The organism is Chryseobacterium echinoideorum, assembly GCF_007474535.1.
Lineage (GTDB): Bacteria > Bacteroidota > Bacteroidia > Flavobacteriales > Weeksellaceae > Chryseobacterium > Chryseobacterium echinoideorum.
On sequence record NZ_VKNW01000003.1, the window covers coordinates 42,336 to 58,725 of the forward strand.

Genomic DNA, 16,390 nt, shown 5'->3' on the forward strand with positions numbered 1-16,390 from the left:
TGCAAAAATTTAAACCGCTACATTATTCTCTCTCAACGCATCATTCAGAGAAGTTTTTTTATCGGTTGATTCCTTTCTTTTTCCGATAATCAATGCACATGGAACCTGATATTCACCTGCAGGAAATTTTTTTGTATAACTTCCCGGGATTACTACCGAACGAGCAGGAACTCTTCCTTTAATTTCAACCGGAGTTTCGCCTGTAATATCAATAATTTTTGTAGATGCTGTAAGAACAACATTAGCTCCTAAAACAGCCTCTTTTTCAACATGAACGCCTTCTACCACGATACATCTTGAACCTACAAAGCAATCATCTTCAATGATAACAGGTGCAGCCTGAAGCGGCTCTAAAACACCACCAATTCCTACACCTCCACTTAAATGAACATTTTTACCAATTTGTGCACAGCTTCCTACCGTTGCCCAAGTATCTACCATCGTTCCTGAATCTACATAAGCACCAATATTTACATAAGACGGCATCATAATTACACCTGGAGCAATATAAGCTCCTTCTCTGGCAACTGCATGAGGAACTACCCTTACCCCTTTTTCGGCATACCCTTTCTTTAAAGGCATTTTATCGTGAAATTCAAACGGTCCCACTTCAATAGTTTCCATTTTCTGGATCGGGAAATACATTACAACAGCTTTCTTTACCCACTCGTTGACCTGCCATCCGTTTTCGGTAGGCTCTGCAGTACGAAGTTCACCTTTATCGACCAAAGAAATTACTTCTCTAATGGCTTTCTGGCTGTCTTCATTCTGCAATAGTTCTCTGTTATCCCAAATATTTTCAATAGTTTGCTGTAACGACATAATGATGTTTAAATTTTGTTAAAATAAATGCCCTCAAAGATACAAAAGTTTAGCTTAAAGAGAGAGCTTGCTTATAATATAAAATGGAAATAAGAAAAGTGTCTTGAAATAAAAAAAAGGTTTATAAAACTCTCTGTGCATGCAAGTATGCTTTGTTCCAGTAATTTTCGCTGAGGGAAGAAATGATTACCCCTTTTGAAGTAGAAGCATGAATAAATTTTATTTCTCCATCTTTTTCTATGGTATGGACAATTCCTACATGCGAAACACGGGTTCCTCCGGAAGTAGCAAAGAAAAGCAAATCACCCGGTTTTACGGTTTCTATTTCAATCGGTTTTCCAGCCAAGGCCTGATCTGCTGATCTTCTCGGAAGCTGAAAATTATTTTCCTGAAAAACTTTTAGGGCAAATCCTGAACAGTCAAATCCTGCAGAAGTATTTCCTCCGAATTTATATGGAGCACCTAAATATTTCTCAGCATCTTTTAAAAGTTCTTTCACAGATCCTGAAATTTTTCCTTCAAATTCTGAAAGCAATACTCTGGAATTTTCCTTCTTTACAGAATTTGTTTTAGCGTTTTTTGAGGATGAAACACTTTTAGAACTTCCGCATGAAATTAAAAACACAGAAATCATCACTGCAAGTAATGAAATTTTGAAATATTTTTTTTTGAAAATAAACTGCCGCATATTGATTTGAAAATCAGTAAAGTAATTAATTACAACAAAGATATATTAAATTTTATAACTATGCAATAACTATACTACAACTATATATTAATTATACTATAAAATATATTTTAAACTAAATTATTCTTAAATTTGCAGGATTATAAAAATTATGGCAACATACGAGAGCTTTATTAAACTTAACGGAACGATCGGAGATTTGGTTTTTTATAACCTTAATGGTAAAAATATTGTCCGCAGAAAAAGCGGATTCAATAAAACAGCTTATAAAAAAAGTCCCAGTTACGAAAAAGTAAGACAAAACAGTTCTGAATTCGGACATTGTTCAAAAGTAGGAAAAGCTATACGTGCGTGTCTTTCTGAATATATTTCTGAAGCACACGATCCCCTGCTCTATCAAAAGTTTGCGAAAACCATGACAGCTATTAAAGATTGCGACATCACTTCTGATAAAGGCAGCAGGACTGTAAAATCAGGTTTGAAGACCAATCCAGGAAAAAGGGTGTTGCAGGAATTTCAGTTTGGAAGTATTGCTTCTGTACCTCAAAATATACAGATTTTTCTTGGTTTATGGGATAAAAACCTAAGTTTGGGCAAGGAAACAGATGCAGATGAAATGGATATTGTAACCCTAAAAATGGATTACAGCAATTATACATCCCAATCTTTTAAAGAAAACATTAAATTGCAGGAGCATCAGTATGAAGTTAATTTTGAAAATCATTTTAACGAAGAAGAGGTTCTGCATTTTGTATGCTTTAAGAAAGGCGGTAAAATTGTAAAAATGGGATTTGTGTAAAAAAAAATCGCCTGCAATACTTTGTCAGGCGATTCAGATATATAATCAGTTTTCTATTTTTTGTCTTTTGTACCTTTCCAGGTTCCGGATCTTACAGGAGTTGGAGATTCGTTTACCCAAGTTCCTGTTGCTGTTTTATCAAGAGTTAATGTTCCTGAAAATTGTCCGTCAGCAGGTAAAACCAATTCTGCTGTCAACTGTCCCGAATTATTTAAGAAACCAGAGATATTGTAATTCTCATTTGTATTTTCAGAGTACATCGTTCCGGTTACCTTTCCATCGCTTGCTACTACGAAGTTCCAAAGACCTTTTTGGGTTCCTTCGTAGGTTCCTGACCAGGTTCCGATGTAATCATAAATTGTTTCGTCGTTTGAACTACAGCCAATTAATAAAAAAGTAGTCAAAAAAAGGAGAAAAAGTTTCTTCATAGTTTGCAATAGTTTATGAAATATGTTTAATTATTCAGTTTATTTTCAAAAACACGCTCAAAATTTTAAATATCATTTTCAAAATTACGTCTATCTGTGTGCATTTTTGAATTGGACAAATATATCAATTTAATTTTATAGTTTTTCATTTTACAATCAGATTTTAAAAAAATATGGTAAAGCACTATTATGATGTATTTTTTACTTTAACTGTGTTAGAATACAGTAAACAAAATTCATTTAAGGATATAGAATGATATATAGTTTTTAATTCCAAATATTGAGATAAATGTCAAGTAAACGGTTCAATTTCGTTTTTATACTCTTATCAATCTTTTGATGATTCGTATTGATTAGTTAAATTTCTTCCACTCCTACAGCTTGATTGTCTACTATATAAATTCTAATACCCTCTTTTAAATAGATGTAGCATTTTGAGGGTGATCCATCATATAATGAATCTTTAATTTCTGCAGGGCTTCCCAATGTAGATAAAAGAAATTCTAAATCTAAGGTTTTTTCTTTGATCAATTGTTTCACATCGCTTCTCAATCCTGAATGATGTCCATATATTTGTTTACCAAAATAATAACGATAATTGATATTATCTTCGTTAATTCCATCAATCAAATATTTAATTTTATCTGAAGAATATGGGTTCTTGTTAGTAGATAAAACGAATAAAGCTTGATTAGAAAGCGCCTTAAATATCACAATTATAGATTCGTCATATTCGGATGTTGCGAACCATATTCTTGCTTTTGGTTCAAAATGCAAGCTTACTTTATTAATATTATTATCTGTAGGTTTGAGGTTTGGGCATTTCAAACCATTTGGTAAATAACAATTGAACCATACTTCATTTTTCTTAGACTGGGAATTCATTAGATTTAATGCTAAAAATAGAAACATAAATACTATTTTATTCATATAAAAAGTTTTTTATCGGCAAGTGTAAATATAATCAATATTTTTTTTTCATGAATTAGCTCTACATCTTTTATTTTAAGATAGTCGAGTTCAAGTTTACAAGCAATGGATCTGAATTTTTTCAAGCAGCTTTCAACAATTTTACGATGCTCAGGAGTGTAAATTTTATTCTTTAGTACTAGATCAAGGGAATCAAGCATTGAAAGATTTGGATTGAGATCATCATCCAAAAACATAAACTGCTTTGTTCTGGGATTATAATCTTTCTCATCCAGCAAAGAAGTCATTTGTTTTAGGAGAAGTTTTTCAATCTGCTTTCGCTCTTTTTCAGACTTGAAACGATTCAGGCGGCGGCGATAAGTAAATGGTCTTTCTCTGCCCGGTTCGTAAAAACGACATTGGATAAACCAATCATCATTTGATGAGGTCACAAGGAACTCGGATCTTTTGCATCCGAAATTAAGATTTATCATGCGTATTAATTTTGTTACTGATTTTGTTACTGATTAATACGCTTCCAAAAAGTTGTTTTCTTTGCAAACCCTTTGTGGGAGAGGGTTTCAAGTTGTGGAGAATACGGGGATCGAACCCGTCACCTTTAGACTGCCAGTCTAACGCTCTAGCCAGATGAGCTAATTCCCCGACTATTTCTTAATAACTTTGCAAATGTAAGTATTTATCACAGATTTGCAAATTTTTTTTAATTTTTACAATAAGAACTTTTGCTCAATAGTATTTTTTCCTTAATAATTATCAAATCAATTTAGTTAATTTAAAATTTCAAAACAAAAACGTGTACCGAATACACGATACACGTCCTAACAAGATTGAATATATCAATAACTAACTACTTTTTATTTCCATCCGCCGCCCAAAGCCTGATATAAATCTACTGCAGCTTTCATCTTACTGTATTCTGCGTTTGAAATATTAAGCTCAGCATTCAAAGAATTAACACTTGCATTCAGTACTTCCAGATAATTTGCCATGCCGTAGTTGACGAGTTCCTGAGAAAAATCCACGGATTTTTTATAAGAATCCAGCTCTTTTTTCTTTAAATCAATAAAAGAATCCTGTACAGAAAAGACTTTGATGGCATCAGAAACCTCTTTTCCGGCATTTAAAACTGCTTTTCTGAAATTGAGATAAGCCGTTTCTTTGTTTGCCTGGCTCACTTCATAATTGGTTTTTATCTGTCTTCTATTCAGAATAGGTTGTGCTAATCCAGCTACAACATTGGCAAAAAGTGAGTTTACACTAAAGAGGTGATCAATGTCTACCGATTGCACTCCCCCGCTTCCGGTAAGTCTTAACGTGGGATAAAACTGTGCCCTTGCTGCATTGGTCAATTCAAATGCATTGATCAGGTTAAATTCTGCCTGCATTACATCCGGACGGTTTGATAAAAGATTAGCAGGAAAACCAACCGCTAAACTATTGGGAATCTGCTGTGATTTTAATGAAGATCTTTCAATAGCCTGAGAAGGAACTCCCATCAAAAGACTTACCGTATTTTCCAGCAATGCAATCTGCGTATCTATATCAATAAGCAAAGATTTTGCATTGTAAACCAACGCCTGACTTTGCTGCACTGCAACTTCTGTAAGTACGCCTGCTTCTTTTAAAGCTTTAGTTGTTTCTAAATTATCTTCTCTTATTTTTATAGTTTCCTGAATAATTCTTTTCTGATCATCAAAAGTCAAGAGTTGAAAATAAGCCGAAGCAACAGACGCTACCAAATCGCTTTTTACAGCTTTATGAGCAGCTAAAGTTCCCAGATAAGTGGCAAGTTGGGCTTTTTGCTGAGATTTTAATCTTCCCCATATATCTGCTTCCCAGCCTATTGTTGCTGTAATATCAAACTGATTGATGTATCTACGCTCGCCAATAATCTGCCCAAATTGTGTATTGATTGACTGGGTCTGAAAAGTATAGTTGGGACCTACAGATAAAGTTGGTTCGTAAGCTGCTTTAGCCTGTTTAAGGTATGCTTCTGCCGATACGATATTCTGTACTGCAATTCGTACATCAAGATTATTTTCTAAAGCGGTGTTGATATGTTTCTGAAGGATAGGATCTGTAAAAATTTCTTTCCATGAAACAGTAGCGATACTCATACTGTCCTGCGGAAGCATATCTGTACGAAAAAGTTTTTCATCAACTACCGACTGAGGTCTCTCGTACTCTTTTCTTACCATACAAGAAGACAAAACAGCCACTGTAAAAACAGAAAAAGCAGTTCCTTTTATTATAATAGATAAATTTTTCATTCAATTAAATCTTAAAGATTTTTTATTCTGCTAAATTGATGTCCTCATGTTTTATAGGCTTAATTTTCTCTTGTAAAGTCTGGAAAACCACATATAAAACAGGAATTACAAATACTCCTAAAAGAGTCCCTATCAATAAACCTATTGCCGCTCCGGTTGCGATGGATCTGTTTCCAACCGCACCGATTCCGCTTGCTAAAACTAAAGGCAATAAACCGAAAATAAACGCTAAAGAGGTCATCAAAATAGGTCTTAATCTTGCTTTAGCAGCGTTAATAGCAGAAGTTACGATACTTTCGCCATGATGTCTTCTTTGTACGGCAAACTCCACAATCAGAATGGCATTTTTGGCAAGTAATCCTACAAGCATGATTAATGCAATCTGAAAATAGATGTTATTTTCCAATCCCATAATTTTTTGACCAAAATAGGCTCCCATTACTCCTAAAGGAAGAGAAATAACCACTGCCAAAGGAAGAATATAGCTTTCATACTGTGCTGCCAAAATAAAGTAAACAAAAACAAGACTTAAAGCAAAAATAAGTACTGTCTGCGAACCGGAAGATAATTCTTCCCTTGATAACCCTGTAAATTCTACAGAATAATTCTGATCAAGAGTTTCTCCGGCAACCTGTTGTACGGCAGCAATGGCATCACCTGAACTATAACCCGCAGCATTGGCTCCTGTTATTTTTACAGAAGTAAACAGATTGTATCGTCCCACAGACTGAGGTCCGTATGTTCTATTGAGAGTTACAAACTGTGAAATCGGAGCCATCTCTCCCTGTGCTGTTTTGATATAAAGCTGATTGAGACTTTCTGCATTTTGCCTGTTTTCGGGTAAAGCCTGAACCATTACTCTAAACTGCTTTCCGTATTTTGTGAAATCTGCACTGTAAATTCCTCCGATATATCCCTGCATGGTTTCCAAAATAGAATTAATAGAAACTCCTTTTTGTTTAGCCAACGGAACATTTATTTCCATTTGGTATTGAGGATATTTGGTATTGAATGACGTTTGTGCAAATTCAATTTCAGGTCTCTTCATCAGGTTTCCGATCAATTCATTGGTCTTCTGATCCAGTTCTGCAAATTCTCCTCCTGCTCTATCCAGCAGAACCATTTCAAAACCTGCACTGTTACCAAAGCCCGGTACACTTGCAGGCTGGAAGAAAACTACCTTTGCATCCGGAACCTTTCCTGTAAGCCCGAAAAGTTTTTTCGTTATTTCTTCAGATGAAAGTCCTTCACCCTTTCTTTCGTCAAAAGGTTTCAACTTTACAAAGGCAAGCCCGTTGTTACTTCCGTTTCCAGAAAGTAATCCTCTTCCTGTAGAAATAGTTACATTCTGAATTCCGGGAATTTTGAGCGCATTTGCCTGTAAGGTTTTCAGTACATCATAAGTTCTTTCCATAGACGCTCCGGGAGGAAGTTGTACATCAGTAAATATAATACCTCTGTCTTCTGTCGGTACAAAACCTTTTTTCATTGTTGCACTCGTCCAGTAAATGATTCCGGCTGTTATTCCGAAAATAACCAGAGTTACCCATTTATGCTTAATAAGAAACGTAAATCCTCTTGCATAGCGGTCTGTAGCTGCTTTAAAAGCAATATTAAATTTATAAAAGAATTTCTGAATAAAGTTTTTCTTTTTATAGTCTTCATGATGTGCATCGTGAGGTTTTAAAAATAATGAACATAGAACAGGGCTTAAAGTCAGTGCATTAACCGCCGAAATGATGATGGCAATAATCAACGTTATACCAAACTGCTGATAAAAAACTCCTGTAGGACCGGTAATAAATGTTACCGGAATAAATACCGCTGCCATTACCAGTGTAATAGATATAATTGCACCTGTAATCTCGTCCATTGCTTCAATGGTTGCTTTTTTAGCATTGGAAATTCCGTTTTCCATCTTGGCATGAACAGCTTCAACGACGACAATAGCGTCATCTACCACAATACCGATTGCCAGTACTAAAGCAAAAAGTGTAAGAAGGTTTAATGAATATCCAAAAAGATTCAGGAAGAAAAATGTTCCCACAATAGAAACCGGAACTGCTATAGCCGGAATCAATGTAGATCTGAAATCCTGTAAAAATATATAGACTACAATGAATACCAGTATAAATGCTTCAATTAAAGTATGAATTACTTTTTCTATAGATGCATCCAGAAATTCATTAGTATCAAAGTTAAAGGTATATTTTACTCCTTCAGGATAAGTGCTTTCATTTGCCTTTAGCTGAGCTTTAATATTCTCAATAATTTCCTGCGCATTTGATCCGGGAGTCTGAAAAATCCCCATACTGATGGATGGATTATTGCCGTTTTCCCCAACACCAGAATAGGAAAGCCCGCCAAGCTCTACCTTTGCTACATCTTTCAGCATTAAATTTTGCCCATCCGGCAAAGCTTTTACAATAATATTATCATACTGCTCTTTGTCACTGAATTTACCTACATATTTAATGATATACTCAAAAGAGCTTCCACTGTTTTGTCCTAAAGAGCCCGCTGCAGCTTCCCTGCTCTGTTCGTTGATTGCTGTTGTTACATCAGACGGAGTGATTCCATAAGCTGCTAATTTTGCCGGATCAAGCCAAACTCTCATTGAATAATTTTTTCCGCCAAAAACATTGGCTTCTCCAACTCCGTTTATTCTTTGTAAATTCGGAATTATATTAATATTCAAAAAGTTTTGAAGATAAACATCATCAATGTTTTTATTTTCTGAATAGAAAGAAAGATACATCAATGCACTTGTCTGCTGTTTCTGTGTTACAACTCCGGAACGCGTAACCTCACTCGGAAGCAACGGACTTGCTCTTGAAACACGGTTTTGAACATTTACCGCAGCAATATCAGGATCTATTCCCTGCTTAAAAAATACCTGTATCTGTGCTGAACCATCATTCCCTGCTGTTGAAGTAATATAATCCATCCCCTCAACGCCATTAATTTGTTCTTCTAAAGGAACCACCACACTCTTCATCACCGTTTCAGCATTGGCACCTGCATAATTTGCACGCACACTTACTGTGGGAGGAGCAATATCGGGATATTGTGTAACAGGAAGAGCAGTAAGTCCCAGAACTCCCAGAATGACAATCATAATGGAGATTACTGTGGATAAAACCGGTCTGTTAATAAAGTTTTTTATCATTTTAGAATTTCGGTTTTATAGATTTTACAACTTCATCGGTTGTGGTCGGCTGTGGTTTTACGGGAGTTCCGTTTTTCAGACTTCCTGTACCTTGCGCAACTACTTTATCACCTTGTTTCACACCATCTTTAATGAGTGCAAGATTATCAATCCTATCAATTATATTGACAACCACACTTTTAGCAGTGTCTTTATCTACTTTATAAACATACACAATACCCTGCTGTTCATAAGTAGAACTTTCAGGAACCACCAGAACATTGTCAAAGTTTTTAGGAAACCTGATGGTTCCGCTGTTTCCGTTGCTTAAAAGCTTTTCTGCATTTTTGAAAACAACCCTAAACTGAATAGTTCCGGTATTTTCATCAATAGAACCTGTTATAGCTTCAATTGTGCCTTTTTCAGGATAAATACTTCCATTGGCAAGCTGAAGCTCAACCATCGGCAGATTTTTTATTTTTTCAGGGAGACTTGCACCAACAGATTTTTCCAGAAAGTCAAAATAAGATTTTTCATTCATTGAAAAATATGCGAAAATTTCGGATGTATCTGAGATTGTCGTAAGCGGAGTCTGATCTGTTGGACCTACCAAACTTCCAACTTTCAACGGCAGTTTACCAATAACTCCTGAAATGGGCGCACGTATTACTGAATAATCAATATTGGCTGCCACACCTTTATAATTGGCAACCGCCTGTTTTCTTGCAGCCATAGCCTGCTGTAATCCTGCCTGTGCCTGTGCAAGATTTGCCTGCGCTGTCTGGAGCTGCACATTACTGATAATATTTTTCTGTACCAAAGGTTTCAGTTTGTTTACTTCAACCTCAGCAGCATTTACCTGAGCCTGAGCTGCCGCAATGCTGGATTCTGCAGCGGCAATACCTGCTTTTGAGGCGGCGGCATTTTCGGTCAGAATATTGGTTTCAAGCCGGAATAATGGCTGTCCTTTGGTTACATACTGCCCTTCATCTACCAAAACCTGAGTAATATAACCCTGAATTTTAGCTCTTACATCATTATTTATTCTTCCCTGAATGGTTGCAGGGAATGTATCATATCCCACTATATTTTTATTTTCTACAGAAACTACAGGATACGGTTTAGCACCATCCTGCTTAGGAGCTTCTTCTTTGCAGGCAGTAAGCAATAATGCTCCCGCAGAAAATAGTATAAGCTTATTTGTCATATTATAGTTTATTAAGAGATTCCTGAATTGTAATTATACTTTTATTTAAGAGCGCTTTATAAGCTTCATTTCTTTCTTCTGCTTCTTTATTTTCAGTTTTTCTGAAGTTTTTTAGATCTTGCATCAGTCTAAGTTCATCTTTCATCTTTTGAACAATTTTCTCGAACCTGATTCTTTTATAATCATCATTGGCAAAAAAATATCTTTTACGCTCATCCATCTTATTGATATCAACTATGAGCTGAAGATTGAGAAGAAGGCTTAAACTTGTAGATACCGAGCTTTTGCTTGCCGAAAAAACTTCTACAAATTCATCAAAAGTAATTCCCACCTTATCAAAATCGAAAATGAGGTAGGAATATATTTTGGACGCTAATGGCGGCAGATTAAGAACAGTTCCGTAAAATTTTACGGCATCCTGAAAAATTTTCTTATCTACCTCTAATGTTTGCTTCATCAATTATATTTTCTCCAAAAATATTGATTAGTTCGGAACAAAACGAACAAACTTAATAGAGTTTATAAATAATAAGCTTCTATAAGAATCAATGAAATCTGATTTAACTTTTACTTTAAGAAATAATCTTCTCGTAAGCTTTACGCACTCCACCTGCTAAAAATACTTCCCCGCAATAGATATAACCTTTTGATTCTAAAATTTTCAGCATTGCAGTATTATCAAAATTAGTGTCAACTTTTACACTCTGAATTCCACAGGAAGTTGTGAAATTTTCAATTTGATCAAACAAAATTTTTACCAATCCTTTTCCTGAGAAATCATTATGCACGGCTACTCTGTGTACAACTACAAATTCTCCGTTACTTAACCATTCACCGTCAATATTACTGTAAGCGGGTTCATCATTCTGAATAAGCGCAGTGTAAACGGCAACCCTGTCATCAATTGTTAATACATATCCGAAGTCTTTACAAACATCACTTTGAATAGTATTAAGATTAGGATAACCATTCTGCCATTGCGAGCTTCCGTCATTCTTTCTTCTTTCTATAGCCTGTTGAATAATTTCCCAAATATTGTCTATATCTCTATAATCTGCTTTTCTAAAATGAATTTTATTATTATCAGTCATACATATTTTTTACTAAAACTTTTAAAATTTCAAATATCATAATTAATACCAAATACTTTTGATTAATTTTCATTCATAAAAAACCGAAAGCTAATAATTAACTTTCGGTTTCTGAAGTAGTAAAATTTAAAATTATGAATTTGTTTTAATTAATTTTCATTTTGCTGAAGATAAGCATCAATAATTTCAAATGCTTTTTTTTCGTCCTGTAAATCAACCATCACTTTAAGAGTAGTTGCAGTGGGAGTCGTTGTGAATGTCAAATAATTATTTTCCACGTCATTCGTAATCTGCGCATCATCCAATTTAGATTTAATCAGCTGTATCTCAGCAGGTTTATCACTTTCAAAAACTGATACTCTAGTATTTCTGTCCATATTCATTACATTTTGAGTATCTAAATATAGAAATTTTTATTTAAAATTCCAAATTACGAAGTTTTAAATTTTATTAATATTATTTTCAATTTTATCTAAAGCGATCTGAATTTCTTCTTTTGTAACATTAAGATGTGGTCTGAAACGTATTGACTGATCCCCGCAAGCAAGAATGATTAAATAATCCTGATACAGTAGGTTTCTCAATTGATCTCTCTGTGATCCTGTAGGTAAATCAACAGCACACATCAATCCTTTACCTCTTGGATTTGATAATTTTTCGGGATATTTCTGAGCTAAATCCTGAAGGCCTTGCAAAAGATATTCTCCTACAACTTTAGCATTTTCTACAAGATTTTCTTTCTCAATCACTTCCATTACCAGCTGGAAACGAAGCATATCAATAAAATTTCCTCCGAATGTAGAATTGATTCTGGAACTCTCCCTGAATACATTGTTTGGGATTTCGTCGAATTTTTCCTTATTCGCCAAGACTCCGCAAACCTGCGTTTTTTTACCAAAAGAAATAATATCCGGTCTCACGCTGAAATGCTCAAATGCCCACATTTTCCCGGTAATTCCTATTCCTGTCTGCACTTCATCAAAAATCAGTAATACTTCATGCTCATCACAGATATTTCTTAAACCCTGAAAAAACTCATCTCTGAAATGGTTATCACCGCCTTCCGCCTGAATGGGTTCTATAACGATGCATGCAACCTGATTCGGGTTGGCAAGAATAGCTTCTGTAATCTGGATCAATGCTAAATTTTCATTTTTAATGGTTTCTTCAAGATTTTCTTCCGTTATTGGAAAATGCAATTTAGGATTAAGAATTCTTGGCCAGTCAAACATTGGGAAGTATTGATATTTTCTAGGATCCGAAGTATTGGTTAAGCTTAAAGTATAACCGCTTCTTCCGTGGAATGCCTGTCTGAAATGAATGCATATGCCGGCCTCAATATCAAGATCTTTTTCAAAATTTTTCCTTGTTTTCCAGTCAAAGCAGGCTTTCATAGCATTTTCTACCGCCAAAGTTCCGCCTTCAATAAAAAATGCGTACTGTAGTTCCTCGGGCATCACTACCCTTTCAAATACTTCAATAAACTGAGCATATTCTTTGGGATAAACATCTGCCAGTGTAGGTTTGTTTACGGCCATTTTTCCAAGCCAGTCTGTTTTTTCCAGCAGATATGGATGATTGTAACCGATAGAACCAGATCCAAACATAGAGAACATATCCAGAAAGTTTTTTCCAGAAATTGAATCATGAATCCATGATCCGTGAGAGTTTTCAATATCCATTACAAAGTCAAACCCATCTGCCAAAACGTGTTTTCCTACGGTTTCTTTTATTTTATTTGTTTTACTTTCAAGTGTATTGTCCATATAATTGTGATTGAAAAATTAAAAATTCAAAGATTTAAAATAATAATTAAATTAACCTTTGATAACTAAAGTTGTTAAATTGAAAAATTATAAATCAAACTTAATTCCCTGTGCCAAAGGAAGATTGGTCGTATAGTTGATGGTATTGGTTTGTCTTCTCATGTAATATTTCCATACATCAGACCCTGATTCTCTACCACCTCCTGTTTCTTTTTCACCACCAAAAGCACCGCCGATTTCTGCACCCGAAGTTCCTATATTCACATTGGCAATTCCGCAATCTGATCCTGCATGTGAAAGAAATAACTCAGCTTCTCTCAGATTCTGAGTCATAATTGCTGATGATAAACCTTGCGGCACATCATTCTGAATAGCAATTGCTTCATCAAGACTTGAATATTTTATTAAATATAAAATTGGTGCAAAAGTTTCATGCTGAACGATTTCGTAAGAGTTTTGAACCTCAGCAATACATGGCTTTACATAACATCCTGATTCGTAATTTTTCCCTGATAAAACGCCACCTTCAACAATGAAATTTCCACCTTCTGATTTGCATTTTTCTATGGCTTTCTCATATTGTTTTACCGCATCAGTATCAATTAAAGGACCCACATGATTGCTTTCATCAAGAGGATTTCCTATTTTCAACTGACCGTAAGCTTTGATTAAACGGTTTTTCACTTCATCATAAACGCTTTCATGGATAATCAACCTTCTTGTGGAAGTACATCTTTGTCCGGCAGTTCCGACAGCTCCGAAAACCGCTCCAATGATCGACATATCCAAATCTGCATCTTTAGAAATGATGATTGCATTGTTTCCGCCCAATTCCAAAATTGATTTCCCAAATCTTTCAGCTACTTTTGAAGAAACCATTCTTCCTACCCTCGTAGATCCTGTAAACGAAATCAAAGCAACACGTTTGTCATCTACCAATTTTTGTCCGATTTCGTGATCTGCAACCAAAACGCTTGAAATTCCTTCAGACAGATTATTTTCTTTTAACACTTCGTTCATTATATTCTGACAGGCAATAGCACAAAGCGGAGTCTTTTCTGAAGGTTTCCAGATGGTAACATTTCCGCAGATCCACGCTAAAGCAGTGTTCCAAGCCCAAACTGCAACCGGAAAATTGAACGCAGTGATAATTCCTACAATTCCGAGAGGGTGATACTGCTCGTACATTCTGTGTCCCGGTCTTTCTGAGTGCATTGTATAACCATGAAGCTGTCTAGAAAGACCGACTGCAAAATCGCAGATATCTATCATTTCCTGCACTTCTCCCAAACCTTCCTGCAAAGATTTTCCCATTTCATAGGAAACCAGTTTACCAAGGTCGTCTTTATATTCTCTGAGTTTTAATCCTAATTGTCTTACAATTTCTCCTCTTTTCGGAGCCGGAATCATTCTGAACTCTATAAATGCTTTCTGTGCAGATTCTATTACTTTATCATAATCTTTTTCTTGTGACAGTTTTACTTTGGCAATAAGTTTTCCGTCTGCAGGAGAATAACTTTCGATAGATTTTCCTGATGCAAAAAATTTCCCTCCTGTAGAAGTTCCTTTATTGTCATCTTTGATTCCTAAACTTTTTAATGATTTTTCAATTCCGAAATCTTTGGTTTTTTTTGACATACAATTTTAACTTTTCGTTTCGCCTAAGATAAAAAAATATTATCCAACAGAAAAATTTTAATTTTTTCAGGCTTATTTTATTTGGACTAATTATAAACATATTATCTTTGTAAGAGCAAAAAATTTAAAAATGGAAAATTCACAGGAAAAAGAATCCAAATTTAAAAAATGGTTTAAACGTGTCGGATGGGCAGGATTGGCATTTTTTACCATAAAAGGTTTGGTCTGGCTGGTAATTTTTTATTTTGGAGCTGATAGTCTTAAAAGCTGTCTGGAATAAAAAAAAGCAGAGAAAAAATCTCTGCTGTAGCTATATTTTTATTTTTTTATTCTTTTTTCTTTCTTCCCGAATTAATCAGATTCTGATTCAGTAGAAATTCAATCTGACCATTTACACTCCTAAATTCGTCATTTGCCCATTTTTCCAGAAGCTTGTAGGTAGATTCGTCAATTCTTATCACAAAAGATTTTTTTGTTTTATTTTCTGAAGAACTCTGGGCTTTCTCTGATTTCATTTTGTTGCTTGGTTTTTCTTATTGCTTTTTGTTTTAACGCAAAGGGCGCAAAGATTTTTATAATCTGTTTGTTTTTAAGTCCGCAAAGGCATTTGATTACATCGAATATTCGATTTCACTCAGCAAAGACTTATGCTTTATTATTAATATTTATTCTTAAAATTAACCTTAATTATACAATGTTCCTGCGTTTAAAATTGGGGTTGCTGCTTTTTCACCGCATAAAACTACCATAAGATTGCTTACCATTGCTGCTTTTCTTTCATCATCAAGTTCTACAATATTTTCTTCTGAAAGTTTCTTTAAAGCTAAATCTACCATTCCTACGGCTCCTTCAACAATTTTTGTTCTGGCCGCCACAATTGCTGTTGCCTGCTGTCTCTGAAGCATTGCCCCTGCTATTTCGGAAGCATAAGCCAAATGCGAAATTCTGGCTTCCTGAATAATGATACCCGCTTTGGAAAGTCTGTCTGTAAGTTCCTGCTCAAGAATAGAATTGATTTTATCTCCTCCTTCTCTCAAAGTTATCGGAGCATGATCGTCTTCCAGATTATCATAAGGAAAGCTCATTGCCAAATGACGAACTGCGGCTTCGCTCTGCATTTTTACAAAATCGGCATACCTTTCAACATCAAAAGCTGCCTTGTAAGTATCTCCTACTTTCCAGACCATAACTACCGCTATTTCTATTGGATTTCCCATCTTATCGTTTACCTTCAACGTCTGTCCCTGCAAATTTTCTGAACGGAGAGACATTTTTTGTGAAGAGTATAATGGGTTGATGAAAAAAAGACCGTTTTCTTTCACCGTCCCTACATACCTCCCAAAAAAATTCAGTACTCTGGAATGATTAGGCTGAATGATCATCAAACCTTTCATAAAAAAGAAAGTTACGACAAAACATACAAACGAAACAATAAGATAAGTAACATTATTGTCTACCCTATCATCTACCCCGAGAATGAAAAGATAAATACAAAAACCCAGCAATAAAAGACTGATGATAAGTGCCAAATAGCCAGACATAGGTTTTAAAACTTTTTCCATAGTATTAATTTTAAATTGATATCATTTTGATATCATAAAGA

The 16,390-nt window shown here is 35.0% G+C and carries 17 protein-coding genes and 1 tRNA gene; 2 read left to right on the forward strand and 16 right to left on the reverse strand.

Annotation, left to right across the window (positions count from 1 at the left end; translation table 11 throughout):
* Positions 1-9: 9 nt before the first annotated feature.
* Positions 10-822: a 2,3,4,5-tetrahydropyridine-2,6-dicarboxylate N-succinyltransferase gene (locus tag FOL89_RS04225; RefSeq protein ID WP_144281611.1), complete on the reverse strand. Its 813-nt coding sequence runs from the start codon at positions 820-822 to the stop codon at positions 10-12.
* Between the two features lie 121 nt (positions 823-943).
* Complete coding sequence (locus FOL89_RS04230; RefSeq protein ID WP_144281612.1) at positions 944-1,510, reverse strand: C40 family peptidase; 567 nt, start codon at positions 1,508-1,510, stop codon at positions 944-946.
* Between the two features lie 151 nt (positions 1,511-1,661).
* Between FOL89_RS04230 and FOL89_RS04235 the strand changes: the two genes are divergently transcribed.
* Positions 1,662-2,309, forward strand: coding sequence for a hypothetical protein (locus FOL89_RS04235; protein WP_144281613.1), 648 nt, complete (start codon positions 1,662-1,664; stop codon positions 2,307-2,309).
* A 53-nt stretch (positions 2,310-2,362) separates the two neighbouring features.
* On the opposite strand, the gene FOL89_RS04240 is transcribed toward FOL89_RS04235, so the two are convergent.
* The 12 genes from FOL89_RS04240 to amaB form a co-directional block, all read right to left on the reverse strand.
* Entirely contained in the window at positions 2,363-2,737 is a 375-nt protein-coding gene (locus tag FOL89_RS04240) for a hypothetical protein (protein ID WP_144281614.1), read from the reverse strand.
* A 357-nt stretch (positions 2,738-3,094) separates the two neighbouring features.
* Complete coding sequence (locus FOL89_RS04245; protein WP_144281615.1) at positions 3,095-3,667, reverse strand: hypothetical protein; 573 nt, start codon at positions 3,665-3,667, stop codon at positions 3,095-3,097.
* Complete coding sequence (locus FOL89_RS04250; protein WP_144281616.1) at positions 3,664-4,140, reverse strand: hypothetical protein; 477 nt, start codon at positions 4,138-4,140, stop codon at positions 3,664-3,666. The genes FOL89_RS04245 and FOL89_RS04250 overlap by 4 nt, the downstream gene beginning before the upstream one ends.
* 95 nt (positions 4,141-4,235) lie before the next feature.
* Positions 4,236-4,309 (reverse strand) — tRNA-Ala (locus FOL89_RS04255).
* Positions 4,310-4,521: 212 nt separating this feature from the next.
* The gene (locus FOL89_RS04260; protein WP_144281617.1) at positions 4,522-5,937 is read right to left on the reverse strand and encodes a TolC family protein; all 1,416 of its coding nucleotides are present in this window, start codon (positions 5,935-5,937) and stop codon (positions 4,522-4,524) included.
* 22 nt (positions 5,938-5,959) lie between these two features.
* A complete protein-coding gene (locus FOL89_RS04265; protein WP_144281618.1) occupies positions 5,960-9,106 on the reverse strand; it encodes an efflux RND transporter permease subunit in 3,147 nt (1,048 codons plus the stop codon).
* A gap of 1 nt (position 9,107) precedes the next feature.
* A complete protein-coding gene (locus FOL89_RS04270; protein WP_144281619.1) occupies positions 9,108-10,292 on the reverse strand; it encodes an efflux RND transporter periplasmic adaptor subunit in 1,185 nt (394 codons plus the stop codon).
* Between the two features lies 1 nt (position 10,293).
* Positions 10,294-10,749, reverse strand: a complete 456-nt coding sequence (locus FOL89_RS04275; protein WP_144281620.1) for a transcriptional regulator — start codon at positions 10,747-10,749, stop codon at positions 10,294-10,296.
* 115 nt (positions 10,750-10,864) lie between these two features.
* Positions 10,865-11,383, reverse strand: a complete 519-nt coding sequence (locus tag FOL89_RS04280; RefSeq protein ID WP_144281621.1) for a GNAT family N-acetyltransferase — start codon at positions 11,381-11,383, stop codon at positions 10,865-10,867.
* 149 nt (positions 11,384-11,532) lie between these two features.
* Positions 11,533-11,760 (reverse strand): DUF2007 domain-containing protein, encoded by a 228-nt coding sequence (locus FOL89_RS04285; RefSeq protein WP_144281622.1) that lies wholly within the window; start codon positions 11,758-11,760, stop codon positions 11,533-11,535.
* A 63-nt stretch (positions 11,761-11,823) separates the two neighbouring features.
* Positions 11,824-13,149 (reverse strand): L-lysine 6-transaminase, encoded by a 1,326-nt coding sequence (lat, locus tag FOL89_RS04290; RefSeq protein WP_144281623.1) that lies wholly within the window; start codon positions 13,147-13,149, stop codon positions 11,824-11,826.
* Positions 13,150-13,236: 87 nt separating this feature from the next.
* Positions 13,237-14,787 (reverse strand): L-piperidine-6-carboxylate dehydrogenase, encoded by a 1,551-nt coding sequence (gene amaB, locus FOL89_RS04295; RefSeq protein WP_144281624.1) that lies wholly within the window; start codon positions 14,785-14,787, stop codon positions 13,237-13,239.
* Positions 14,788-14,917: 130 nt separating this feature from the next.
* Here amaB and FOL89_RS17505 point away from each other — a divergent pair, with 130 nt between their 5' ends.
* A complete protein-coding gene (locus FOL89_RS17505; RefSeq protein WP_089744841.1) occupies positions 14,918-15,067 on the forward strand; it encodes an FAM210 family protein in 150 nt (49 codons plus the stop codon).
* 46 nt (positions 15,068-15,113) lie between these two features.
* On the opposite strand, the gene FOL89_RS04300 is transcribed toward FOL89_RS17505, so the two are convergent.
* On the reverse strand, positions 15,114-15,302 hold the full coding sequence (locus tag FOL89_RS04300; RefSeq protein WP_144281625.1) for an Arc family DNA binding domain-containing protein: 189 nt from the start codon (positions 15,300-15,302) through the stop codon (positions 15,114-15,116).
* Between the two features lie 168 nt (positions 15,303-15,470).
* Positions 15,471-16,349, reverse strand: a complete 879-nt coding sequence (locus tag FOL89_RS04305) for an SPFH domain-containing protein (RefSeq protein WP_144281626.1) — start codon at positions 16,347-16,349, stop codon at positions 15,471-15,473.
* Positions 16,350-16,390: the final 41 nt, after the last annotated feature.